The following is a 23,281-nucleotide window of genomic DNA, read 5'->3' as shown; positions in this document are numbered from 1 at the left end:
AGCGGGCCTCCAGCAGTGATCAGGCTGTCTGGAGGCCGATGCTAATCGTCGTCAGGCGGTTCTGCGCATCCGGATCCAGCGATAGCCGTGTCCCTCGACCCGAACCTTGTCGAATTCGCCCAGTTCCGGGTACTCCTGGTCGGCCAGCACGTCGTTCGGGAAGTCGGCCTCACCGGCCAGGCTACTGAGATCCACCTCGCCGGCCTCGGTGCCCAGATTGTGCACGAAGAGCATGGTTCCGGTCTCGGCGTCTGCGCGGTGCACCAGGATGCCACGCGGCGCGGGGACATCGACGTGGGTGCAGCTGCCGCTGCCGACCTCCGGAGCTTCCCGGAGGGTACGGATCATCCGCTCGAACCACGACCACAGCGACTTCGGATCGTGCCGTTGGAGAGTCGCGTTGAGCGTCTCGTAGCCGAAGTCGCCACCCGAGATCACCGGGCGGATCACGTCCTTCGGGTCGGCGGTGGAGAAGCCGCCGTTCGGCAGGTTGTTCCACTGCATCGGGGTACGGATGGCGTAGCGCCCGTCCTGGGACAGGTCCTCCCCCATCCCGATCTCCTCGCCGTACCGCAGCACCGGAGTGCCACGCAGGCTGAACTGGAGCGCGTAGGCCAGCTCCAGGTGCCGGCGGTCGTTGCCGAGCATCGGGGCCAGACGACGGCGGATGCCCCGGCCGTACAACTGCATGTGATCTTCCGGTCCGAATTTCCCGACGACGTCCTTGCGCTGCTCGGCGGTCAGACGGGACAGGTCGATCTCGTCGTGGTTACGCAGGAAGGTGGCCCACTGGCCGCCGTCCGGCAGCTTCGGGGTGTCGCGCAGCGCGTCGATGACCGACTCGGCGTCCTCCCGGGCCAGCGCGAGCACCAGCTTGGCGTTGAGCATGAAGTCGAACAGCATGTGGATCCGGTTGCCGGAGCCGCCCTCGTCGCCGAAGAAGCGGGGCAGCGAGTCGGGTTCGACGTTCGCCTCGGCCAGCAGGACCGCGTCGCCCTTGCGCCACTGCACGTGCTGGCGCAGCTCGCTGAGGAAGTCGAAGTCCATCGGCGACGACGGGTTGCCCGGCTCGGTCTGCTCGATGATGAACGGCACCGCGTCCATCCGGAACCCGGCCACCCCGAGTTGCAGCCAGAACGCGCAGATCTTCTTGATCTCCTCGCGCACCTCGGGATTGTTGATGTTCAGGTCCGGCTGGAACTTGTAGAACCGGTGGTAGTACCAGAGTTTCGCGGTCCGGTCGTAACTCCAGGTCTCGTCCTGTTCGCCGGGAAAGACCATGCCCTGGTTACGGTCCGCCGGTTCGGTCTCGCTCCAGACGAACCAGTCGCGGTACGGGGAATCCGGTGACGATCGGGCGGACTGGAACCACGGGTGCTGATCCGACGTGTGGTTGACCACCAGATCGATGATCACCTTGATGCCCCGGTTGGCGGCCTGGTGCAGCAGTTCGGCGAAGTCACCGAGGGTGCCGAACCGGGGGTCCACGTTGTAGAAGTCGGAGACGTCGTAGCCGTCGTCCTTGCCCGGCGACGGGTGGATCGGGTTCAGCCACAGGCAGTTGATCCCGAGCCGGGAGAGGTAGTCGAGCCGGCCGATCAGACCGCGGATGTCACCGCAGCCGTCACCGTCGGAATCGGCGAACGTGTCGATGTCGAGGCAATAGACGACGGCCTTGGAATACCAGCGGTCACTCATGCGCCCTTACATGACCGTGCCTCCGGGCGGCCAAACTCGCTCCGGCCCACAGCACTGCGACACCGGCGCCGAAGACCGTGATCGGGGTCAGCACCAGCACCACGACTCCGGTCATGACGATCGCCGGGGTCAGGTCGAAGTAGAGCGACCAGTGCGCGACCTGCTCCAGTTCCTGGAAGGCGACCGGAATCGCGACGACCACGGCGGACAGCACCGCGATCCGCCTCCGTGCCCCGATGATCCCGGCCACGGCGAGGACCAGGAACAGGCCCGGCACCCAGTAGTGCACGATCGGGAAGAGCGGGCTGGGCCCGGCCTCGGAGTACCAGAATCGGAACCAGGCCCGATTCCATCCGAGCGCCTCCATCAGTGCCGCGAAACCCACCCCCGCAGCGACCAGGACCAGACCCCGGCCACCCAGCACGGCACGGACCGGCCGACCGGAGGCAGCGACCGCGAACAGGGCCAGGGCGACCAGCGCGAGGGCGAGCCCCCAGGCCATCCGCAGGGCCTGCCACGGCCCCGGCCCCGCCCACAGGCAGATCGCCCCGGCCTGCACCAGCACTCCGGCAGCGGCCAGCCGGACCGTCGCCCGGCGCAGGCCCAGCACGGCGGCACCGGCGACCAGGGTCCAGACCAGAGTCCGTGCCACCGGGTCGAGCAGGAGAAGTCCGCCGATGCCGTGCAGCCGCTTCGGATCGCCGTAGGACCACTCCGCCAGGCCGATCGACAGCCGGCTGACTCCCACCCCGGCCAGCACCAGGGCGGCGAACAGACCGACCACCGCGGCGGCGCTTCGCCACCCCGTACCGCGCTGGGTGTGGAAAGCACTGCCCAGACGAACCGTGAGGCCCGCGCGGACCAGGTCCATCGCATCGGCCGGGGAAGGGAAGCGGCGGTCCGGCTCGGCGCCGGCCATCAGGACGCCGACCATCTCCTCCTCGTAGGCGGCCCGGTGCCCGGCCGGATAGATCCGCAGCAAACTGCGGTAACGCGCCTCCAGATCGGTCATGCGGGGGCACCTCCCAACTCGGGGCGGCGGGCCCGGAGCCGGCCCTCGGCGATGGTCGCCTGACTGCGCAGGCGGGCGGTCTCGGTGGCCAGGCTCTGCTCGCCGGCCCCCGTGAGCCGGTAGTAGCGCCGCAGCCGGGACTGCACGATCTCCTCCCGGTCGACCTCGATCAGGCCCTCGGCCCGTAGCCGATCGAGGGCCGCGTAGAGGGTGCCGGCCCGCAGTCGCACCCGCCCGCCGGTCATGGCGGCCACGTCCTCGATCACGGCGTAACCGTGCCGGGGTTCCTCGGCCAGGGCGGTGAGCACGAGGAATGTCGGCTCCCGCATCGGGGCATGGCTCATGCTGAAGGAATATACCGATGAAGGGTATATACGGGAAGCGATTCGCTGAATGAACGGCGGGTAAACGAAGCGGACGGAATCGAGGAGGGCACACACATGGCCGACGGCAATCTCGGCGGACTCACCGGCTGGGTCGCTTCGGTGATCGAATCGATGGGTGAGGTCGGTGTCGGCCTGCTGGTGGCGCTGGAGAACCTGATCCCGCCGATTCCCAGTGAGATCGTCCTGTCGATGGCCGGTTACCTGGCCAGCGAGGGCCGGGTCAACCTGGTTCTGGTCTGGTGCACCGCGACGATCGGCGCGCTGGCCGGTGCGGTGGCGCTCTACTGGCTCGGCCGGGGTCTCGGCGAGGAGCGGCTCAAACACTGGCTGGACCGGATCCCGCTGGTCGACCCGGAGGACCTGAACAAGGCGGACCGCTGGTTCGAGAAGCACGAACGGGCCGCGGTGCTCTTCGGCCGGTGCGCACCGGTGGTACGCAGTCTGGTCTCCATCCCGGCCGGCGCCAACCACATGCCGATGGGGCAGTTCATGCTGTTCACCGCGATCGGCAGCGGGGTGTGGAACGCGCTGTTCATCGGTGCCGGTTACGCCCTCGGGTCCCGCTGGCAGGACGCCGAGCGGTACGCGCACTGGTTCGACTACGCGATCTGGGCGTTCTTCGCGATCGCCATCGGGTCGTGGGTGGTGAAGAAGGTGCGCAAGCGGCGGCAGCGCGCCGCCGCCCGCACGCCTTGATCAGAACTTCGCGGCCTCCGTGGTGAACGCCCAGTCATCCTGGGTGATGCCGGAGCAATCCGAGGTCGCCTCCTCGGTGGTGCAGCCGCGGTCCCGGTTGACCGACCACACCGAGAGCCGGGCCAGGCCGTGCTCGGTGGCGTACTCGCGGATCTGGGTGAAGGTGTCCAGGGTGGTCACCTCGCCGCGGTCGGAGAGGCCGTTCATCGCCGAGATGCCGACATGGGCGTACGCCTCGGCCTCGGTCCAGCCGAACGTCGACATCAGCAGCTCTTTGAGGCCTTCGGTGGCCGCCTCGGTGGCGGTCAGGATGTCGGTGCCCTCGGCGAAGTTGAACGGCATCTGGGTGAAGACGTCGATGTCGGCGTCCAGTTCGGCGGCCCGGGCGATCAGTCGCTGACCGTCGGCGTTCGGGCCGGTCGTCGACGTGCTGAAGGTGAGGATCGTCCGCAGGCCTGGGTTGTCCTCCTTGACGAGCTTGAGCGCTTCCAGGATGCGGTCCTGCACGTCGTGGTCCTGGAACTCGTCGGCGTTCTCGATGTCGACGTCGATGGTGGTCGTGCCGGTGGCGTCGATCACCTTCTGGTACGCCCCGGCCAGCTCCTGCGCCGTCGAGCAGGCCGGCCCCAGCTTGTCACCGCTCCAGCCGCCGATCGACGGGATCACCTCGGCACCGGCCGCCTCGATCGCCTGGATGGCCTCGTCGTGCACCCCGCCGGTCAGTCCGGTCTCGCCGGTCCACACCGGTTCGCAGCCGTCCCCGGCGACGACGAAGGCCAGGGTGAACGCCTGGACACCGGTCGCCGCGACCACCTCGGCGGGGTCGGGCGCGTCACCCCAGCCCGGATAGAGGTAGGGCGCGGCGGGCATGCTCGTGCTCTCACTCACGGTAGCGGCACCGGTCGTGGCGGCGTCGGTCGTCCCGGCCTCGGAGATCGCGACCGGGATGATCGCGGCGGTCAGTGCGACCGCCGCGATCGCGAGCTTCCAGCTCAGCTTCACGGAGGGCTCCTCTCGTCAGAGAACTCGACGCAGTGAGCCCGGGCCCGCGATACCGCTACCTGCGGAACTGGATCCAGTTCACATTCACGAAGTCGGCGGACTGGCCGCTGGTGAAGGTGAGATACACGGTGTGCTTGCCGGTCACCGCGGTGACGTTGGCCGGAATCGACTGCCAGGTCTGCCAGCCGCCGGTACCGGCCAGCGCGAACGCCCCGATCGGTGCGTTGCTCCGGCTGTCCAGGCGCACCTCGACCAGGCCACTGATCCCGGTCGTGGCACCCGACGCCACCCGGCCCACGAAATCCTTGACCCCACCGGTGCCGAAGTCGACGTCGTTGAACTGAAGCCAGTCGCCGTTCGCCACGTACGAGACGTTCTGACCACCTTCGGAGCAGGTCTCCACCTGGATCCCGGCCGAGCTGTTGTACGACTCGGCCTCGATCCGGTCGTAAGCGCTGCGCGTGGTGCCGGTGCCCGTGGCGGACTGGTAGACCGCCACGTAGTCGACGAGCATCGGCACACCGGACTGGGTGGCCGCGGTCGGGCCGCCGCCGAACGCCGCCGGGAACCCACCGCCCATCGCCACGTTGAGGATCACGAAGAACCCGTGGTGGGTGGCGTTGTTCCAGGTGGTGGCGTCGACCGCGGTGGAGCTGAGGGTGAAGTAGTTGACGCCGTCCAGGTACCACCGCAGTTGCTCGGGCGAGACGCTCCGGTCGTACTCGATCGCATAGGTGTGGAAGCTGCCGAGGCAGCCGCTGCAGGCCCGTTCGCCGCTGGTCAGGCCGGTGGTCTCGTTGCACGGGCCGCCCGGGTTGGTGCCGCAGTGCAGGGCGGCGAAGACGCTGGACCGGCCGTTGACGTTCTCCAGGATGTCCAGCTCGCCGATGCTGGGCCAGTTGGTGGCGCCGACCGGGCGGGCCGCGTCACCGAGCGCCCAGAACGCCGGCCAATACCCGGCGGCGGCCGCCCCGGTCACGTTGGGCTGCTGGATCCGGCTCTCGATACGCATCTTGCCGCCGGCCGGGGCGGCGAAGTCGGTGCGCTGGGTCTCCACCCGGCCGGAGGTCCAGTTGCCGGCCGCGTCCCGGATCGGCTTGATCACCAGGTTGCCGCCGCCGTCCTGGTAGACGTTCGCGGTCGAGTCGGTCATCGTCTCGATCTCGCCGGTGCCCCAGTTGGCGGCACCGCCGGGATATCCGGTGCCGGTCGAGTAGAGCCAGTTGGAGCGGTTGAGCCCGGTGCCGGCCGTGCCGGTGAAGTCGTCGCTGAAGGTCAGGGTCATGCCGGTGGGCGCGGGCGGCACGGCGGCCTCGGCCCGGGCGGCGAACGTGGCGGATGCGCCGGCGACGAGCAACGCGCTCGCCACGGCCAGGATTCTTCGGGGGATACGCATGGGGAATGCGCCTTTCCGGGGATTGTGAGAGCGCTCTCAGAAGTTTCGCGCTCGTTTCCAAAGCTTGTCAATATGGAAGAATCTCGATCGTTTTCGGAGAGATCCCACCGGGTATCCCGCTGCTCATGGAGACCGCCACCGAGAGCAACGAGATCTCTCCGGAGCTCGCCGCCCAGGCCGAACAAGACGACCTGCACACTCTCGGCGTCGAGGAGGAGTACCTCCTCGTCGACGCGGTGGAACCGCGGGCGGCCGAGGTGGTCGACGAGGTCTTCGCCCAACTGCCCGCCGAACTGCGGGCCGTGGTGCAGCACGAGTTCTACCGCAGCCAGATCGAGGTGGCCAGCCCGCCGCAACTCGACCTGGGCGCGCTCGCCGCCTCACTGCGGGGGCTGCGCGCCGAAGTGGGCGCCGCCGCCGAACGGGCCGGAGCCCGGCTCGTCGCGGTCGGCACCGGGCCCGCCGCCGGCCCCAACGCCCGGATCGTCGACAACGATCGCTATCACCTGATGCGCGAGCGCTTCGGCGATCTCTCCCCCGGTCCGGGCATGTGCGGCACCCACGTGCACGTCAGCATCCCCGACCCGGAGACCGGCGTGCAGGTGCTCAACCACCTGCGCCCGTGGCTGCCGATCCTGCAGGCGGCCACCGCCAACTCGCCGCTGTTCGGCGGTCGCGACACCGGGTACTCCAGCTGGCGTTCGATGATGTGGGAGCGCTGGCCCACCGTCGGCCCGGCGCCCTACCTGCGGTCCCACGAGCACTACTTGACGCTGGTCGCCGACCTGGAGGCGAGCGGCGCGATGCTCGACGAGGGAATGCTCTATTGGTACGCCCGCCTCTCCGCCAGCTATCCGACCGTCGAGATCCGGATGGGCGACGTGATGCCCACCGCCGACGACGCGGTGCTGCTGGCCGGCCTGGCCCGGGCCCTGGTCGCGACCCTGGTGCGTGAGGTCCGCGCCGGTACCCCGGCCCCGGACGTGGCCCATCCGCTCCTGGTGGCGGCGCACTGGCGGGCCGCGCACGACGGCCTGGAGGGCCTGAACATCGACATGGCCACCCGGCAGCCCCGCCCGACCGGGCGCCTGCTGCGCCAGCTCGTCGACTATGTCCGCCCGGAACTGGAGCGGCACGGCGACCTGGAGACGGTCACCGCCCTATGGGGACGACTGCGGGAGCACGGCACCGGTGCGGCCCGCCAGCGGGCGCTGCTCGCCAAGGGTGGATCCGTCAGTGAGGTGGTCGACTGGCTGGCCCACGCCACTCGCAGCGGAGATAACCCCTCGTGATCATAAGCACAGGGTTTTAGCTGAACCGGAGCGCGGAGAGGACGAATCGGCGTCGTCCTGACGAATGTTGCACAGCGTAGCCACATGAGATGAGCTGTGAATATCACTCAAGGTATCGACGAGGTTACCTATTTGGTATCGCGCTTGATCGTGCAACACGTGTACTCATGACGAATGCCGCCGAACGCCCCGCTTTCATCAGCGCCGACGTCTCGCGACGACATCGTGGCCCGTGGACGGCATCGAGTGCCGGACAAAACGGCCGGAGAAACCGCCACGCAGCCCATCGTCGCCCGGCTCACCGGCCTTCGCACCGCTTTCACGGACGCCTCCGGCGCCACAGTCCCGATGCCGCGGCACCGGGCCGGCTCGGACGGCTCCTATGGAACCTCCCGTCCCACCCCGCCCCGGCCCCGCGGCAGTGCCGGACGGCACACCGTGGAGCGCTTCGGGACCCTGACGGTCCGCGCCCAGACCTCGCAAGGCGCCCACCGCGCACCTGCGGAGACCTCACGGACGAGCTGGCTGCAGGTGGCCCGCCGCCGCCCGCAGCTGGCGCTCGCCGGGTTGGTCGCGGCCGGGCTGCTGCTCACCGCCGTGCCGATCCCGCAGGGCGGGGAGAGCACCAGCGTGATGACCGCCGCCGCCGAGGCGGTCGGCGTGATCAGCCGGACCGAGAAGAAGAAGCCACAACAGCAGCAGGCCCCCGAGCCGGACCCGGTGGAGGCCCTGCCCGCGGCGACCGGGAAGGCTCCGGCCGGCCCCACGGCACCGACCGCCACACCCAGCGTCGCGAAGACCGAGGAGAAGGCGCAACAGGCCATCGTCCCGGTCGGCGACGGGCCGTTCAACTCGCTGCGCACCACCGGCTCCAAGACGGTGATGCTGAGCTTCGACGACGGGCCGGACCCCAACGAGACGCCGAAGGTGCTGGCGCTGCTGGCACAGAACGACGTCAAGGCGGTCTTCTGCCTGGTCGGCACCCAGGCCCGTCGGCACCCGGACCTGGTCCGGCAGATCGCCGACGCCGGGCACGTTCTCTGCAACCACACGTGGAGCCACGACCTGAAGATCGGCAAGAAGAAGCCGAACCAGATCCGCGCTGATCTGGATCGGACGAACGCGGCGATCCGAGCCGCCGTGCCGAACGCCGAGATCCCGTACTTCCGGGCCCCCGGCGGCAACTTCACCGACCGGCTCGTGCAGACCGCCTACGGCGACGGCATGACCTCGCTCTACTGGGAGGTCGACCCGCGCGACTGGGAGCACCCCGAGGGCGAGACCTCCGAGCAGCACATCAGCCGGATCGTCAAGCAGGTCAAGAAGGAGACCCGGGACGGCGCGATCGTGCTGTCGCACGACTTCAACCAGCCGGACACCACCAAGGCGTACGCGGAACTGCTCCCGTGGCTGGTGGACAACTTCGAGATCGGTGTCCCCGGTCAGGAGCCGGCACCGGACCCGTCGGCCTCCACCCCGAGCCCGGCCCCGTCGGAGGCCCCGCAGGAAGCGGGCACCCCGTCGGCTACCCCGAGCGCTTCCGCGACCACGTGACGGGCTGCGACGGCTGGCAGGACGGGCACCGGTACAGGTTCCGGCCGGCCATCGCACCCATCGTGATCGAGGTTCCGCAGACCAGACAGGGCTGACCGGGACGGCGGTAGACGTACACCTCACCGCCGTGCCGGTCGACCCGGGGCGCCCGCCGCATCGCCTCCGGGGTGTGCCGGGTGTGCACGGTGTCGATCCGGCCGTGCAGCACGCCTTCCTTCATCAGCGCCCGCAGGTCGTCCCAGATCGCGGTCCAGCGGGCCGGGTCGATCGCGATGCCGGGCGTCTCCGGGGCCAGACCGGCCCGGAAGAGCACCTCGTTGGCGTAGATCAGACCGCATCCGGCGACCACCGACTGGTCCAGGAGCAGGGCGAAGAGCGGTTTGGTGCTGGACCTGATCCGGGCGTACGCGGTGGCGGGCTCGGCGTCGTCGCGCAGCGGGTCGGCACCGAGCCGGGCTCGCAGAAGGTCCGCCGCGGCCGGGTCGAGCACCTCGCACGCGGTCGGGCCGCGCAGCTCCAGCCAGTGATCAGAACCGGTCAGCACCATGCGCAGCTGACCCACCGGCGCCGGGGCCGGCAACTGTCCGTCGGCGAACTTGCCGTACAGGCCCAGATGGACGTGCAGGATCCGATCGCCCTCGTAGTGGTGGAACAGATGTTTCCCGAACGCCTCGGTGTCGCGCAGCACACGCCCGTCGATCGACGCGGCACCCGACGCGAAACGTCCCTGTGGGCTGCTCGCTCGCACCGGCTGCCCCGCGAAGAGCTCACGATGGCGGGCGGCGAGGCGGTGAATGGTATGTCCCTCCGGCACGGCACAAAGGTAGCCGGGCATTATGCCGTGAGCTGATTCGCCCTTCAGGCGAATCGCTGGGATCCCGTCGGACACTGCGAGAAAGTGGGTCCATGAGCATTGAGACGACTATGCGCGGTGGCGGTGCGACCTTCGACGACCAGGTGTTCGAAAGGCTCCTCCGGGAACGGATCATCTTCCTCGGCAGCGAGGTCAACGACGAGGTGACCAACCGCATCTGTGCGCAGATGCTCCTGCTCGCCTCCGAGGACTCCGAGCGCGACATCGCGCTCTACATCAACTCGCCCGGCGGCTCGATCAGCGCCGGCATGGCCGTCTACGACACGATGCAGTACATCAAGAACGACGTGGCCACCATCGCGATGGGCATGGCGGCCTCGATGGGGCAGTTCCTGCTCTGCGCCGGCACCCCCGGCAAGCGTTACGCGCTGCCGCACGCCCGGGTGATGATGCACCAGCTCTCCGGCGGCATCGGCGGCACCGCAGCCGACATCGCCATCCAGGCCGAGAGCATGCTGCACATCAAGCAGGTGATGAACGAGCGGATCGCCTTCCACTCCGGGCACACCCCAGAGGAGATCAACCGCGACTCCGACCGCGACCGCTGGTTCACCGCGATCCAGGCCAAGGAGTATGGCCTGGTCGACCACGTGATCGCCAAGGCTGCCGACGTCCCCTCGTCGTCTCCGCTGGTCTGACCCACGTCTGTTCCGACCACGTCTCCGGGCGGGTGCACCCTTGCGGGTGGCCCGCCCGTGCCGTTGGTGTCGTTTGTAGCCGGTCGGGGTAAGGAGACACGTCACACCGCCTAGGAGGTACTGACGTGAGGATCCCTACGTTCCCTCGCCAGTCCACGGCCGATGAAGCGGTCACCGAGCGCACGCCGGTGACTGCCCGCCGGGACGACAGCGCATCCACCACCTCGACGCTTCCCCCGGTCCGTCCCACGACGGCTCCGGTCCGCCCCACAACGGCTCCGGCCGGCCCCACCAACGCTCCGGTCCGTACCACTTCCGCTCCGACCGAGGCCGAACGGGCCCGGGCCATCGCGGAGCCGGTCGCCGTGCCCGCGGCGCCCGCCCCTAAGGCCCGCACCAGTTTCGCCGCCACCCTCGGCCTGATCCTCGCGGTCGCCGGAGCCCTGCTGGTGCTCTCCGGCCCGCTGCTGGGCTACGGCGTCGGGGTGTCCGGTCTCGCCCTGGTGCTGTCGCTGGCCGGTGTCTTCGGCACCCGCAAGCGGCATGTCGCGGGCAAGAGCAGCGCGCTGATCGGTGTCCTGGTGTCGATCGCCGCTCTGGTGGTCGGTGTGCTCGCGCTGGCCGGGCAGCTCTGGTGGCTGGGCACCGACGTCCAGACGGTTCCGGAGTTCCGGACGTGGCTTGACACACAGTTTCAGAACCGGATCTGACGGGTACCCACTAGATCAACGGCGCCGGTGAGAACCGGTGCCTCTCTCGGAACCGGGACGGCTCAGATCGTCTCGCCCCGGCACTCTCTGGCGGTTCGCTGGAGTCGCCAAGGCCCCGGCATGGGTGGTGGTTCACCTCCCCGCCGGGGCCTTTGCAATGAATCACCGCGCCCGCTGATGATCACGCAACGATCGACCGGCTCACGCAAGATTGATCCAGGGCCGCTGGAACCTCCGGCCGCCTACCGTTCTTCTTCATGAGCATCACGCGCCGCTACCTGATGTGCCGGCCCACCCACTTCGCCGTCACGTACCGGATCAATCCGTGGATGGACCCGACGGCGCCGTACGACAACGCACTCGCCGTTCGCCAGTGGGACAACCTGCGAGAGATCTTCCTCGGGCTCGGCCACACGGTCGACCTGATCGAGCCGCTGCCGGGCCTGCCCGACATGGTCTTCGCCGCCAACGGTGGCACCGTGGTCGACGGGCGGGTGCTGGGCGTGCAGTTCCGGGACGCTGAGCGGGCCGACGAGGCCCCGGCGTACGCCGGCTGGTTCCGGGAGCACGGCTTCGAGGTGCGTGAGCCCAAGCAGACCAACGAGGGCGAGGGCGACATCCTGCTCGCCGGTGACGTGCTGCTGGCCGGCACCGGGTTCCGGACCGCGCACGCGTCACACGCCGAGACCCAGGAGTTCCTCCAGCGGCCGGTGATCACCCTGCAACTGGTCGATCCGGCCTACTACCACCTCGACACCGCGCTCTGCGTGCTGGACGAGCAGAACATCGCGTACCTGCCGCAGGCCTTCTCGCCGGGTTCGCAGTCCGTGCTCCGGCAGCTCTTCCCGAATGCGATCATCGCAACGCCGGAGGACGCGGCCGTGCTGGGCCTCAACGCGGTCAGCGACGGCGAGACCGTGGTCCTGCCGTCGCAGGCCGTCCGACTGGCCGCGGATCTGAACCGGGCCGGCTACAAGACCATCGGGGTCGACCTTTCCGAGCTGCGCAAAGCCGGCGGCGGTCCCAAGTGCTGCACGCTGGAGGTCCGTTCATGACGACTGTTGAATTCCGTACGCCCGACGCCCTCGCGGACGCCGAGCTCTGGACCGCCCACAACTATCACCCGCTGCCGGTGGTCGTCGCCGAAGCCGAGGGTTCCTGGGTCACCGACGTCGACGGCCGGCGCTACCTGGACTTCCTGGCCGGCTATTCGGCGCTCAACTTCGGGCACCGGCACCCGGGGCTGATCGCGGCCGCCCACGCCCAGCTCGACAAGGTCACCCTGACCAGCCGGGCCTTCGTGCACGACCGGTTCGCCGAGTTCTGCGGCGGCCTGGCGCGGCTGTGCGGCAAGGACCTGGTGCTGCCGATGAACACCGGCGCCGAAGCCGTCGAGACCGCGATCAAGGTGGCCCGCAAGTGGGGTTACCGGGTCAAGGGTGTCCCGGACGGGCAGGCCGAGATCATCGTGGCGGCGGACAACTTCCACGGGCGTACCACCACGATCGTCAGTTTCTCCACCGACCCGGACGCGCGTGCCGACTTCGGGCCGTACACCCCGGGGTTCGTGGTGGTCCCCTACGGCGATCTGGACGCGGTGCGCGCCGCGATCACCCCCAACACGGTCGCCGTGCTGATGGAGCCGATCCAGGGCGAGGCCGGGGTGCTGGTGCCGCCGGCCGGGTTCTTCGCCGGGCTGCGGGAACTGTGCACCGCCGACAACGTGCTGCTGATCGCCGACGAGATCCAGTCGGGGCTGGGCCGGACCGGGAAGACCTTCGCGATCGAGCACGAGGGTGTGGTCCCGGACATGTACGTGCTCGGCAAAGCCCTGGGCGGCGGGATCGTGCCGGTGTCGGCGGTCGCCGCCGACCGGGACGTGCTCGGCGTGCTCAAGCCCGGTGAACACGGCTCCACGTTCGGCGGCAACCCGCTGGCCTGCGCGGTCGGGGCCGAGGTGGTCACGCTGCTGGCCGGTGGAGAGTTCCAGGAGCGCTCGGAACGGCTCGGCGCCCGTTTGCACGCCGGGCTGACGGAACTGATCGGGCACGGTGTGGTGGCGGTCCGCGGGCGCGGGCTGTGGGCCGGGGTCGACATCGATCCGGCGCTGATGACCGGGCGGCAGGCGTGTGAGCGGCTCGCCGAGCGGGGTGTGCTGGCCAAGGACACCCACGGTTCGACGATCCGGCTGGCGCCGCCGCTGGTGGTCACCGAGGAGGAGATCGACCAGGCGCTCGCGCACCTGGCCGATGTGGTGAAGGTCTAGCGGCCGACTGGGCGGAACGCCATCGTCGGCGCTTCGCCCATCACCGACTCGGGCTGCACCAGGCCGCCGCTGGACCAGAGCCGCGAACGGCCCACCAGCACGTTGGCGTACAGCTCGACGATGTCGTCGATGTTGACCGGGCGGCTCTCGTCCCGGCGCAGCGTGATCCGCATGTCGTCGTCCATCGAGCCGTTCGGCCGGACGCCCGAACCGTTCATGCTGATGTCGGTGACGGTGATCTCGCCGTTGCGCAGCGACAGCTGGACGTGCCCGCGGCTGATCCACTTGCGGGCTTCGTCGGTGAGCCACTGGCCCAGCATCACCCCGGAGCCACCCTCCGGTGCCCGGCCGATCACCACCGCACGGTCCTCGGAGACCACGAACCGCTGCCGGATGACGCCGTCGACGCGGACCGAGAAGACCTCGGTCGCCGGGCGGGGCCCGACGTCACGGAGCCGGTCACCGTGCCGGGGGCAGGTCGGCACACCGGACCGCAGCGCCGGCGGCGGCTGCGAGACCGGGCTGGTGTAGGTGCGCATGTCGGCGAACGGGCTGTCCGCGTCGCCACCGTCGCCGTAGGCGTTGCAGCTGGTCGACGGGCAGCGCCACACCCGGGCGAGCAGCCGGTCCCCGAGCGGGGAACGCGACACCGGCGGCGCCACCTCACCGCGGCCGACCCGGGCCACCAGCGCCGGGCCGCCCTGGCCGGACACCAGCGCGAGCAGCCGGCCGGGCTCGGTCACCCAGGGGCGGTTGCCACGGAAGTGGTCCTCGCGGTCCCGAGTCAGGACTGGCAGGCCGAGCATCTCGGCCACCTCCAGCGGGCGGTCCTCGACCGACGGGACGACCTCGACCTTGCCGTCATCGGCCCAGCGGCGCACCACCATGCGCTCATTGGAGGTCAGATCGGTGTCGGAGAGCAGGGCCCGGGGCACCACGGCGAAAACCGGGACGTTCTCCTCGGACATGTAGCGCCCAAGCGCGTCGACCAGGAGCCCGAGGCGGACCAGGCTGGCCGGCCGGCCTCCGTCGAGATCGGCATAACGCACGACCTCGGCCAGATCGACCACGGCCCGGGCGAGTGCCGGGTCAGTGGTGAGCCGGGTCTCGATGGCGTCGAGGACCTTGCTGACCTCGAATCTCACGAGACCTCCCCCTGTGCGTGCTCGTGCTGGTCCTTCCACCCATCATGCCCCGCCCATGATCGTTTTTGAAACCGGGGCCGACCGATGTCCGTTTGCTGACACGACCGATCGGGCACAGACGGCAGATCGACCGGCATCTTCAGGAAGGACGATCATGCGGGCACCTGTACTGGCCGTAGCCGCCGCCATCGCACTGGCGGGCTGCAGCAACCCGAGTGGGACGTCGACGACGACCCCCACCACCCCCTCCGCGCCCGCGACCGCCGCACCTTCGGCGTCCTCGGTGGCCGACCCCGCGGCGACCACGGCTCTCGCCCAGGCCACCGCGGCCCTCGGCACCACCAGCTTCCGCGCTACCGTGACGGCCGGCACCGGGTTCAACCTGGTCGCGGCGATCGACGCGCCGAGCAGCAAGGGCAGCGCGGAACTGACCGCCACCGGCACCAACACCCAGCTCACTGTCAAGTCCCTGCTCCTGGGTCAGGACCTCTACGCGCAGATCCCCGGCGTGACCAAGGAGAACACCTGGACCCACCTGGACATCACCCGTCTCCCCGAGGGTGCGAACGTGGGCCTGCGCCCCGGCCAGATCGACCCGGTGAACACGGCTGACCTGCTCGGTTCCACCACCGACGTGCGGTCCACCGGCTCACGCTCCTACGCCGGCACCCTCGACCTCACCAAGGCCGCCGGGGTGGCCGGGATCGACAAGGTGACCATCGACGGGTACGGGCCGGAAGCGCAGCACGTACCGTTCACCGCCGGTCTCGACGAGCAGGGCCGCCTCTCGGTGCTGACCATCCAGCCGCCCGCGGTGCAGGGTAAGCCGATCGTGCCGATCGAGGCTCTCTACACCGGTTACGGCGACCCGGTGACCGCCGCGCAGCCGCCGGCCGCGCAGGTGGTCGAGGCCCCGGCGGAGGTCTATCAGGCCCTCGGCGGCGCCTGAGTCCGGGGCGTCCACAGCGGTCGCGGTGCCGGCCGGTTCTCGTCGATCCAGGCGTCGATCCGGGCCCACCAGTCGTAGAGCCAGTCGATCCGTTCCTGCTCGCCGGCCGGCACCTCCTCCGGAGGCACACTCCAGAACCGCATCACCAGCTTCTTGTCCATCGGCAGCTCGCGCCAGACGTCGGCGACGGTCACCATCCGGTCCAGCCCGGTGTGAGCCACGAAGATGACCCCGGCGTCCGGGGCGGCCTCGATGGCGGCCAGCAGCCCGCCCGGTTTCGGCGGCAGCAGATTGCGCATCCGCTCGGCCCGCCCGGCCATGTCGTGCAGCCCTCGGGCCCGCAGCCGGGCGATGGCGTTGACCTTGCGGCGCGGGGTGAAGTTGCCGCCCTCCGGGAAGATCACGAAGGCGTCGTTCTCGTCCAGGCCGGTGGCCAGTTCGCCGATCTGCTCCTCCAGGGTCGCCGTCCGGGTCCGGCCCGGCGAGATGAACCGGTTCGGCAGACGGTTGAGCAGCACGTCCACCGCCGGATCCCACTGCAGCGCGGCTTTCAACACGATCCGCGGCTCCCGGGCGAACCAGTTGACCAGGCCGTGGATCAGCATGACCGAGTCACCCGGCCCGGCGTGCCGGCTCACCACGATCTCCGGGCGGCCCGGCTGGGCGGTGTCCGGGTCGGTGCCGACCACCTCGATCTCCAGGTGCAGCGACCAGCGGGCGAACCAGAACAAGGTCTTCAAGAAGAACCCGGTGAGTACGTAGTGAGCCCGCTGGAACCAGGGCGACCGGATCCGCCAGCCGAAACCCGACGCCACCCACAGGACGGCCAGCGCCACCAGCGCCACCGCGTCCCACACCAGATAGACGACGAGCAGGAACACCAGCCGTGGCACCCGCAGCCGGCCGGGCACCAGCGGGGAGACCGCGAGCGCCAGCAGCAGCCAGACCGGCAACGTGGTCACCAGCGTCGCGGCCAACAGGATCACCGTGGGGGCGAGGACCAGACGGCGTACCCAGACCGGGGGAAGTCCCATCACGACTCCGGCGGCGACGGCAACGACGGGAGCGGATGCACGTTCGCGGTCAGGTATCGCCGGGAGGCGGTGTAGGCGCGGCTGATCCGGCGCCCGACCGAAGCCATGTCCCGGTACGCCCACGGCGAGTCGTCCCGGTTCTCCGGCTCCCCACCACCGCTGGGCAGCACATGCACCCGCACATCGTCCGGCAGCGCCGCCATCTCCCGCGCGAACCGGTGCCGGCGGGCGATCTCGAACGCCACCTGCGCCACCTCCCACGGCCGTTTCGGCACGCTGAGCTGACGCTCCACCCGGCCAACCTGCAACACGAAGATCATTTTCGCCCCGAGCCGGACCGCCTCACCGATCGGGATCGAGTTCACGATGCCACCGTCCACATAGTGCTCGCCACCGATCTCCATCGGCGGCAGCAACCCGGGCACCGCCGACGACGCCAGCACCGCCTCGACCAGCGGCCCGCTGTCGAACCAGTGCTCGGCCGCCCGCTCGATGCTCGCCGCACAGCAGTGGAACGGCACTTTCAGATCGGCGAAGGTGGCCGACTCCCCCAGCTCGGCCTCCAGCAGGCGGCGCAGCGGGCGGGGCGAGTGCAGGTGGGTGCGGGCCGCGAACCGGCGCATCTGCCGGCCCAGCGAATCGCCGTAGACCGCCGCCGCTTCCGGTGACGTCCAGAGCCGGACCAGCCGCTCGGTGACCCCCTCGGACGGATCGGAGGCGACCAGGGCCCCGTTGACCGCGCCGATCGAGGTGCCGACCACATAGTCCGGCCGGAAGCCGGCCCGGAACAGGGCCCGCAACATCCCCACCTCGACCGCGCCGAGGACACCCCCGCCACCGAGTACGAACGCCACCGGACCGTCGATCATCCGACCATCCTGCCACCCCGCGCACGCCCTTGCCTTGACGCCGGTGTGAGGGCCTACCGTGGTGTTCATGCTGATCGGAGGGATGGCCTCATGCTGATCGGAGAGCTGGCCGAGCGGGCCGGCACCAGCCCGCGGACGCTGCGCTACTACGAGGAGCACGGACTGATCCGCCCGCGCCGGGACGCCAACGGCTACCGGCAGTACGACGACGGCGAACTGCGCGTGGTGCACGAGATCCGCGCCCTGCTCGCCGACGGCTTCGGTGTCGGCGACATCCGGCCCTTCGTCGAGTGCCTGCGGGCCGGCAACAGCTCCGGCCACGTCTGCCCCGATTCGGCCGCCGTGCTGCGCCGCAAGCTGGCCGAGGTGGACGGTTACCTCGATCAGCTCACCGAGGTCCGGGACCGGCTGCGCGACCAGTTGCAGGAGATCAGATGCCAGATGACGCCCTGATCCTGACTCAGTCCAGCTCGGGCATCACGATCGGCTGTGGGCGGGGATGGCACGTGCCGCACTGCACCGCGTCCTCCACCACCAGGGCCTCGGCCCGGTCGCGCACTCGCGACCGGGTCACCTCCAGCAGGTAGGGCCCGAAGCGCGCGTGCTCGGCACACACGCCCCGGCCACAGAACCGGCACGTCGCTCGCGCGCCCTCGACACAGAACCAGCACAACATGGGCGGCCACTCCTCACATCTCGGCCGCCCGTGTCAGCTGCCGGACGGGTCCGCGGTCGTCGGGTCGGGTGCGGGCGTGGTGGTCGTCGGGTCGGGTGATGGCGTCGTGGTCGTCGGGTCGGGAGCCGGCGTAGTCGTCGAGAGTGACGGCTTCGGGCTGTTGGTCCGGGTAGTGGTCGGCCGGCTGGTCGGCACCGTGATGGTCGGCTGGGTCGTGGCCGGCCGGGTAGTCGCGCTGGTGGACGTGGTGACGTCGTCGTCGGGAGCGTCCACCTCCTCGTCACCGTCCACCGGAACGCTAGTCGAAATCGACGGCTCCGGGGTGGTCGAGACGCTGGGCTCGACGGGCGGTGCGGACTCCTCGGTCGGCGCCTCGCTCGGTTCGGCCTCGGTCGGCTTCTTGACCTCGACACCGTCGCCGCAGTTCAGCGCCTCGCCACTGGCCGGGCTGCCGGCACCACCGACGGTCACCGTCCCGGTGGAGACGGCGACAGCCGCCGCGTCGACCGAGTACCAGGCCCGGCCGATGCTCGCCACGTCGCCCTTGGTGCGCAGCACGGTCAGGTCGAGCGGCTGGAACGCCCCGCTCGGGCTGCTCGTGTCGGCCAGCAGCCGCCCGCTCTCCAGTTTCAGCCGGCCGGACGGGGTGGACTGCCGGCCGTCCTCGACGCCGACTCCGCTGACCTCGACCCGCGAGTCACCGCACAGCACCACCGCGGCACCACCGGGGAAGGTCAGCAGAGCCACACCGCCGCCCGGCACCTCCACCTGGGCACCGGACGCCAGGTAGCGCCGGTCACCCGGCACCAGTGCCGAGGACTGCCGGTCGGCGAGCGCGGTCGCGGATCCCCGCTGCACGCTGAGCAGCACCCGCTCGGCCGGCATCTCCGCCCAGGCGGGACCGGCGGACACGTTCAGCAGCAGGCTGCCGACGGCGAACACCAGCATCAGGCTGGTGAAACCCCACATCCGGCGCTCGAAGTGATGGTCCACGTCGTACAGCTCGTCGGCGTCCGGTGGGCCGGGCGGGACCGCCAGAGGCGGATGCGCGGAACCGGGACGGGCCACCGCCGGGGTGCTCGGGCGCAGGGACGGCATCGGGACGCCGGGACCGTACGAGCCGATCAGTGGGGGTAGGTCGGAGGCGTCCGGGATGACCCAGAGCCGCACCGGGGTCCGGGCTTGCGCCACCATGCCGGGGCTGCCGTCACCGACCGGGCCGACCAGGGTGCCGCGGCGCAGTTCGACACCGTCCGGCATGGCGATCACACCGGACTCGACGACCACCGCGTGGGTGGGCCCGGGCAGCATCACCGGCGCGCCGGGGTCGAGGTCGACCGGGTGGGCGGCCGCGATCAGGGCCAGCCGCTGGTCCTCCTCCAGCGCGGCGAGCGCCGGGGTGTCGAGGAAGAGCGCCTCGGCCTCGGCCCGTTCCTGCGGGGGCGGGCCGGGCATCGGCCCGACCACGGTCGCCACCGTGGACGCCGGCATCGAGAGCAGGGTGACGCCTGCGGTGTGCCAGTCGAGTTGGGCGTTGCGGCCGGTCAGGGCGGTGGCCAGGCCGACCACGCCGCCGGGTCCGACGTGGTGCCGGATGGTGCCGCCCGGGTCACCGGGACGGCGGCCGTGCATCGCGCCCTCGATCACCACGTGGACGGCGCTCTGGGTGTCCCCGGCGAGCACGATCAGCCGGCCGGTCGGCGGGCGGGCCCAGCGGGCCCGAACAGCAAGTGCGTTCAGCGACGGTTCGGGCAGACCGCCCAGTTCGGAGGCGCGCAGGGCGGCCACCCGGCGGGGCATGTCGGCTTCCCGGTCCCGTTCGGCGGCCTGCTGGCGCAGCCGGCGGAGGGTCCGGGCCACCCGGCCGAGCAGGAAGTAGAGCGGTGGGGCCACCACACCCAGGACGATCACCACCAGCAGTACGCGGGAGACGAGGCCCTCGTACCAGAGGCCGACCGCGAGGCCGTGGATCCGGTCGGTCCACAACCGGTAGCCGAGACCGACCGCGCCGACCAGCCAGAGCAGGGCCAGGAAGCCGTAGAGGGCGACGAGACGGCCCTCCCGGTCCAAGGCCCTCCAGCGCGGGCCGCGACGGCGCAGGCGCCCACCCAGCCAGGAGAGACTGCGGGCCCGCAGGTCCGGGATCTCCAGCCAGTCCATCAGCAGGTACTTGCCGTCCAGCGGCAGCAGCGGGCTGAGGTTGAAGAACGTGTGCAGGTAGAAGAGGAAGGCCAGTTTGAAGGTGATCCCGGCGATCGACGGCACGGCAAATCCGGCGACCTGGACCAGCCCGGCCAGACCCAGCGCGGTGGCTGGTCCGGCCGCGGTGACCGCGAGGCGAGCACGGCGCCCGGCCATCCACACATCACTGGTGTCGACGAAGACCGACGGGAGGCCGAAGTAGAGCATCACCCCGGCGGCCGGCACCTCCCGGCCGACCCGTTTCGCGGCGAGCGCGTGCCCGAACTCGTGAATCGCCAGCACGAACACGTTCAGTGACACCAGGACGACCGCACCGAGTAGGTACGAGTCACCCAGCAAGAACAGGGACCGGCTGCCGCGCTGCCAGGTGAGCGCGAAGAGCAGCACCCCGGCCACCGCCAGCAGCGCACCGGTCCAGACCGCGAACCGGGTGAAGAGGAACCGCCCGGCCGTCCGGTACAGCGTCGCGATCAGCGAATCCACTCCGAAGGAGAGCACCACCCGGCCGCGGGCGGCGGCGACCAGCGAGTCACCCACCCGGCGGGGCAGCGGCTCCCGGCGCATCTCCCGCAGCGGGCGGAAGGCGTCCACCGGGAGTTCCTCGAGCATCCGGTTGGCGGCCAGGTCGGCGACGACCCGGCGGACCTGATCGGGGGCGAGCCGGCCGGCGATCCGGGCGAACTCGGCGACCAGCCTGGCCACCGTGCTGTCGCCGTCCATCATCAGCGCGAGCTGGTACTCCTCTGGGGTGAGCCGGAGGTACGAGGAACGACCGCCGTCCTCCGGCGAGCGCAGCATCACGTAGCGGCCGCCACGGACCGCGGTCCGGTGCCGGACCTCGATGCCGGGGCGCAGCACCGGGCGGGCGCTGCCCGGGTCGAGGCGGTCCGCCACGGTGTGCCACAGACCGGTGTCGGCCGGTCCCGACGGCACCCCCGGCGCCCGTCCGGCCAGGGCTTCCCAAACATTGGTCCGGGTTTCGACGTACGTCAACTGAGGGGGCCTTTCACTCCGCCGTAGCGAGGACCACGTGTCCGCACCGGCGGATGAGGGTTGCGCCAGTGGCGAACGCAGATTAGGCGCTCCCCTGTGCAAACGCGAGTCCCCAGCGGCAAAAGCGTCCTCTTGTTCGTGAAAGGTCCAGAATCCCGGCATAGACGGGAATACGGCGGGTGACGTGCCCACCCCCGGGCACGTCACCCGCCGTAGCGGGAGAAGTCGAATCTGCTTACTTGGCCTCTTGCAGAGTGACAGTCACCGACTTCTTCTCCCCGTTGCGGGTGAAGGTCAGCGTCATCTGCTGGCCGACGGTGCCGGCCTGAACCGCCGCGACCAGGTCGTCCGAGTCGTCGATGGCCTTGCTGTCGACCTCGGTGACCACGTCGCCCTGCTGGAGTTCGGCCTTGGCCGCCGCGCTGTCCCCGGTCACGCTGCTGATCAGGGCGCCGCCGTTCTCCGCGTTGGCGACGCTCACGCCGAGAGCCGGGTGGCTGACCTTCTTACCCTGCATCAGGGACTCGGCCACCTGCTTGGCCTTGTTGCTCGGGATGGCGAAGCCGAGGCCGATGTTGCCGGTGCTCGATCCGGAGGTGGCGATCGCCGAGTTGATGCCGACGACCTCACCGTTGGTGTTGACCAGCGCTCCGCCGGAGTTGCCCGGGTTGATCGGGGCGTCGGTCTGCAGCAGACCGGTCATCGTGGTGCTCGACGACTGCTGCTGTTGCTGCTGCTCGCCGCTGCCGAACGGGCTCTGCGGCTGCTCCTGCTCCTGCTCGCCGCTGGACTGGATGGTCCGGTCCTTGGCGCTGATGATGCCGGCGGTCACCGAGCCCTCCAGGCCGAGCGGGCTGCCCAGCGCGAGCACGGTGTCACCGACCTGGCTCTGCGAGCTGTCGCCGAAGGTGGCGGCCTTGAGGTCGGTGACCCCGGTGGCCTTGATGACGGCGAGGTCGGTGCGCTCGTCGGTGCCGACCACGGTGGCCGACGTCTTCGTGCCGTCGGCGAAGATCACCGTGACGGTGGAGCCCTGCGCGGTCGAGACCACGTGGTTGTTGGTGACGATGTAACCGTCGGCGGTGAGCACCACGCCGGAGCCCTCGCCCGAGCCGGTGGTGATCGACACGACGCTGTCCTGCACCGCGGCGGCGATCTGGGCCAGCGACGAGCGGTCCACCACGCGGGTGACCGAGGTGTTGCCGGTCTGCACACCGGTGGTGGAACCGTCGGATCCGAAAGCCAACACGGCGGCGGCACCGACCCCGCCCGAGAGCAGCGCGATCAGCACGGCCGCCGCTCCGGCCAGGAGGATCTTGCGACCGCGACCGGACGGGGGCTGGTCACCGGCGCCCGGGACCGGGGTCCACGGCGGCACGGTGCCGCCGGCACCGGCGGCGGACTGCGTCGCGGCGGCGTGCCAGGCGTGGTACGCCGACTGGGGCTGCTGCTGCGCATAGTCGTAACCGGGCTGCCCGTAGCCCTGCGGGGCCTGGTAGGCGTACTGCGGGGGTCCGTAGGGGCCACCGTCGGGCTGGGCGGTGACCGGCAGGGCGGTGGACGGCTGGCCGCTGAGGGCCGGGCCGGAGACCGGCTGACCGATCATCGGCTGCGCCGAGGCGGGCTGAGCCGACACCGGGTGGGTGGCTGCGGGCTGGTGGGACTGTTGGGGCTGCTGCCAGGGTGAGGGCTGCGCCCAGGGAGCCGGCTGCGGGGGCAGCGGCGCCGGGGGTGCCGCGGACTGGGGAGAAGCGGACTGCGGGGCAACCGTCGGCTGCGCCATCGTCGGCTGCTCAGACTCGACCCGCGCCGCGCTGTTGTCAGCGGCGGCGTCCGCGGGCCGCGGGTTGGTCTCGTTGTCGTTCATACGGCTAACTCTGCCCCGTCCT

The 23,281-nt window shown here is 70.4% G+C and carries 21 protein-coding genes; 9 read left to right on the top strand and 12 right to left on the bottom strand.

Translation table 11 applies throughout. The features are described 5' to 3' along the window. Positions 1–51 precede the first annotated feature (51 nt). From BLU81_RS38630 to BLU81_RS38620, 3 genes are read right to left on the bottom strand one after another with little or no spacing between them, the layout of a single operon-like run. Positions 52–1,698, bottom strand: coding sequence for an alpha-amylase family protein (locus BLU81_RS38630; protein WP_092552982.1), 1,647 nt, complete (start codon positions 1,696–1,698; stop codon positions 52–54). Then, a complete protein-coding gene (locus tag BLU81_RS38625) occupies positions 1,691–2,710 on the bottom strand; it encodes a hypothetical protein (RefSeq protein ID WP_092552979.1) in 1,020 nt (339 codons plus the stop codon). The genes BLU81_RS38630 and BLU81_RS38625 overlap by 8 nt, the downstream gene beginning before the upstream one ends. Next, positions 2,707–3,054 (bottom strand): PadR family transcriptional regulator, encoded by a 348-nt coding sequence (locus BLU81_RS38620; RefSeq protein ID WP_172890705.1) that lies wholly within the window; start codon positions 3,052–3,054, stop codon positions 2,707–2,709. Before BLU81_RS38620 ends, BLU81_RS38625 begins: the two co-directional genes overlap by 4 nt. A 96-nt stretch (positions 3,055–3,150) precedes the next feature. Between BLU81_RS38620 and BLU81_RS38615 the strand changes: the two genes are divergently transcribed. Continuing rightward, positions 3,151–3,792, top strand: coding sequence for a DedA family protein (locus BLU81_RS38615; RefSeq protein ID WP_092552973.1), 642 nt, complete (start codon positions 3,151–3,153; stop codon positions 3,790–3,792). Here the strand turns inward: BLU81_RS38615 and BLU81_RS38610 are convergent, their stop codons facing one another. Both BLU81_RS38610 and BLU81_RS38605 read right to left on the bottom strand, forming a co-directional pair. Continuing rightward, positions 3,793–4,794, bottom strand: coding sequence for a chitinase (locus BLU81_RS38610; RefSeq protein WP_197686022.1), 1,002 nt, complete (start codon positions 4,792–4,794; stop codon positions 3,793–3,795). Between the two features lie 55 nt (positions 4,795–4,849). Continuing rightward, positions 4,850–6,190, bottom strand: coding sequence for a carbohydrate-binding protein (locus tag BLU81_RS38605; RefSeq protein WP_092552970.1), 1,341 nt, complete (start codon positions 6,188–6,190; stop codon positions 4,850–4,852). 125 nt (positions 6,191–6,315) lie between these two features. Here BLU81_RS38605 and BLU81_RS38600 point away from each other — a divergent pair, with 125 nt between their 5' ends. Together BLU81_RS38600 and BLU81_RS51095 are read left to right on the top strand one after the other, a co-directional pair. Next, complete coding sequence (locus tag BLU81_RS38600) at positions 6,316–7,482, top strand: carboxylate-amine ligase (protein ID WP_092552967.1); 1,167 nt, start codon at positions 6,316–6,318, stop codon at positions 7,480–7,482. 246 nt (positions 7,483–7,728) lie between these two features. Beyond that, positions 7,729–9,036: a polysaccharide deacetylase family protein gene (locus BLU81_RS51095; RefSeq protein ID WP_231953718.1), complete on the top strand. Its 1,308-nt coding sequence runs from the start codon at positions 7,729–7,731 to the stop codon at positions 9,034–9,036. Here BLU81_RS51095 and BLU81_RS38590 read toward each other — a convergent pair. After that, the gene (locus BLU81_RS38590; RefSeq protein ID WP_092552964.1) at positions 9,008–9,850 is read right to left on the bottom strand and encodes an Fpg/Nei family DNA glycosylase; all 843 of its coding nucleotides are present in this window, start codon (positions 9,848–9,850) and stop codon (positions 9,008–9,010) included. The genes BLU81_RS51095 and BLU81_RS38590 overlap by 29 nt on opposite strands. Before the next feature lie 92 nt (positions 9,851–9,942). Between BLU81_RS38590 and BLU81_RS38585 the strand changes: the two genes are divergently transcribed. The 4 genes from BLU81_RS38585 (at position 9,943) to rocD (ending at position 13,524) form a co-directional block, all read left to right on the top strand. Beyond that, on the top strand, positions 9,943–10,548 hold the full coding sequence (locus BLU81_RS38585) for an ATP-dependent Clp protease proteolytic subunit (RefSeq protein ID WP_092552961.1): 606 nt from the start codon (positions 9,943–9,945) through the stop codon (positions 10,546–10,548). A 125-nt stretch (positions 10,549–10,673) separates the two neighbouring features. Beyond that, positions 10,674–11,258 carry a hypothetical protein gene (locus tag BLU81_RS38580; RefSeq protein WP_157751978.1) on the top strand — a complete coding sequence of 195 codons (585 nt, stop codon included), beginning with the start codon at positions 10,674–10,676 and terminating at the stop codon, positions 11,256–11,258. Positions 11,259–11,515: 257 nt separating this feature from the next. Further along, on the top strand, positions 11,516–12,313 hold the full coding sequence (gene ddaH, locus BLU81_RS38575; protein ID WP_092552955.1) for a dimethylargininase: 798 nt from the start codon (positions 11,516–11,518) through the stop codon (positions 12,311–12,313). Continuing rightward, entirely contained in the window at positions 12,310–13,524 is a 1,215-nt protein-coding gene (rocD, locus tag BLU81_RS38570) for an ornithine--oxo-acid transaminase (RefSeq protein WP_092552952.1), read from the top strand. Before ddaH ends, rocD begins: the two co-directional genes overlap by 4 nt. Here rocD and BLU81_RS38565 read toward each other — a convergent pair. After that, on the bottom strand, positions 13,521–14,669 hold the full coding sequence (locus tag BLU81_RS38565) for an FHA domain-containing protein (protein ID WP_092552949.1): 1,149 nt from the start codon (positions 14,667–14,669) through the stop codon (positions 13,521–13,523). The two genes, rocD and BLU81_RS38565, sit on opposite strands and share 4 nt — an antisense overlap. A gap of 154 nt (positions 14,670–14,823) precedes the next feature. Here BLU81_RS38565 and BLU81_RS38560 point away from each other — a divergent pair, with 154 nt between their 5' ends. Then, positions 14,824–15,618: a hypothetical protein gene (locus tag BLU81_RS38560; protein WP_092552946.1), complete on the top strand. Its 795-nt coding sequence runs from the start codon at positions 14,824–14,826 to the stop codon at positions 15,616–15,618. Here BLU81_RS38560 and BLU81_RS38555 read toward each other — a convergent pair. Together BLU81_RS38555 and BLU81_RS38550 are read right to left on the bottom strand one after the other, a co-directional pair. After that, positions 15,597–16,652, bottom strand: coding sequence for a 1-acyl-sn-glycerol-3-phosphate acyltransferase (locus BLU81_RS38555; protein ID WP_092552943.1), 1,056 nt, complete (start codon positions 16,650–16,652; stop codon positions 15,597–15,599). The two genes, BLU81_RS38560 and BLU81_RS38555, sit on opposite strands and share 22 nt — an antisense overlap. Further along, entirely contained in the window at positions 16,652–17,521 is an 870-nt protein-coding gene (locus tag BLU81_RS38550; RefSeq protein WP_092552940.1) for a patatin-like phospholipase family protein, read from the bottom strand. The genes BLU81_RS38555 and BLU81_RS38550 overlap by 1 nt, the downstream gene beginning before the upstream one ends. A gap of 90 nt (positions 17,522–17,611) precedes the next feature. On the opposite strand from BLU81_RS38550, the gene BLU81_RS38545 reads away from it, so the two are divergent. Then, positions 17,612–17,974: a MerR family transcriptional regulator gene (locus BLU81_RS38545; RefSeq protein WP_092552937.1), complete on the top strand. Its 363-nt coding sequence runs from the start codon at positions 17,612–17,614 to the stop codon at positions 17,972–17,974. A gap of 7 nt (positions 17,975–17,981) precedes the next feature. On the opposite strand, the gene BLU81_RS38540 is transcribed toward BLU81_RS38545, so the two are convergent. The 3 genes from BLU81_RS38540 to BLU81_RS38530 all read right to left on the bottom strand — a co-directional run bounded on the left by BLU81_RS38540 (position 17,982) and on the right by BLU81_RS38530 (position 23,259). Next, a complete protein-coding gene (locus BLU81_RS38540) occupies positions 17,982–18,197 on the bottom strand; it encodes a hypothetical protein (RefSeq protein WP_092552934.1) in 216 nt (71 codons plus the stop codon). A 33-nt stretch (positions 18,198–18,230) separates the two neighbouring features. Then, the gene (locus BLU81_RS38535; RefSeq protein WP_092552931.1) at positions 18,231–21,392 is read right to left on the bottom strand and encodes a cyclic nucleotide-binding protein; all 3,162 of its coding nucleotides are present in this window, start codon (positions 21,390–21,392) and stop codon (positions 18,231–18,233) included. A gap of 235 nt (positions 21,393–21,627) precedes the next feature. Next, complete coding sequence (locus BLU81_RS38530) at positions 21,628–23,259, bottom strand: S1C family serine protease (protein ID WP_092552928.1); 1,632 nt, start codon at positions 23,257–23,259, stop codon at positions 21,628–21,630. Positions 23,260–23,281: the final 22 nt, after the last annotated feature.

It is taken from the genome of Actinoplanes derwentensis, from assembly GCF_900104725.1.
Taxonomy (GTDB): Bacteria; Actinomycetota; Actinomycetes; order Mycobacteriales; family Micromonosporaceae; genus Actinoplanes; species Actinoplanes derwentensis.
Note: the sequence above shows the minus strand (reverse complement) of the source record. Positions and strands in the feature narration are given on the sequence as shown.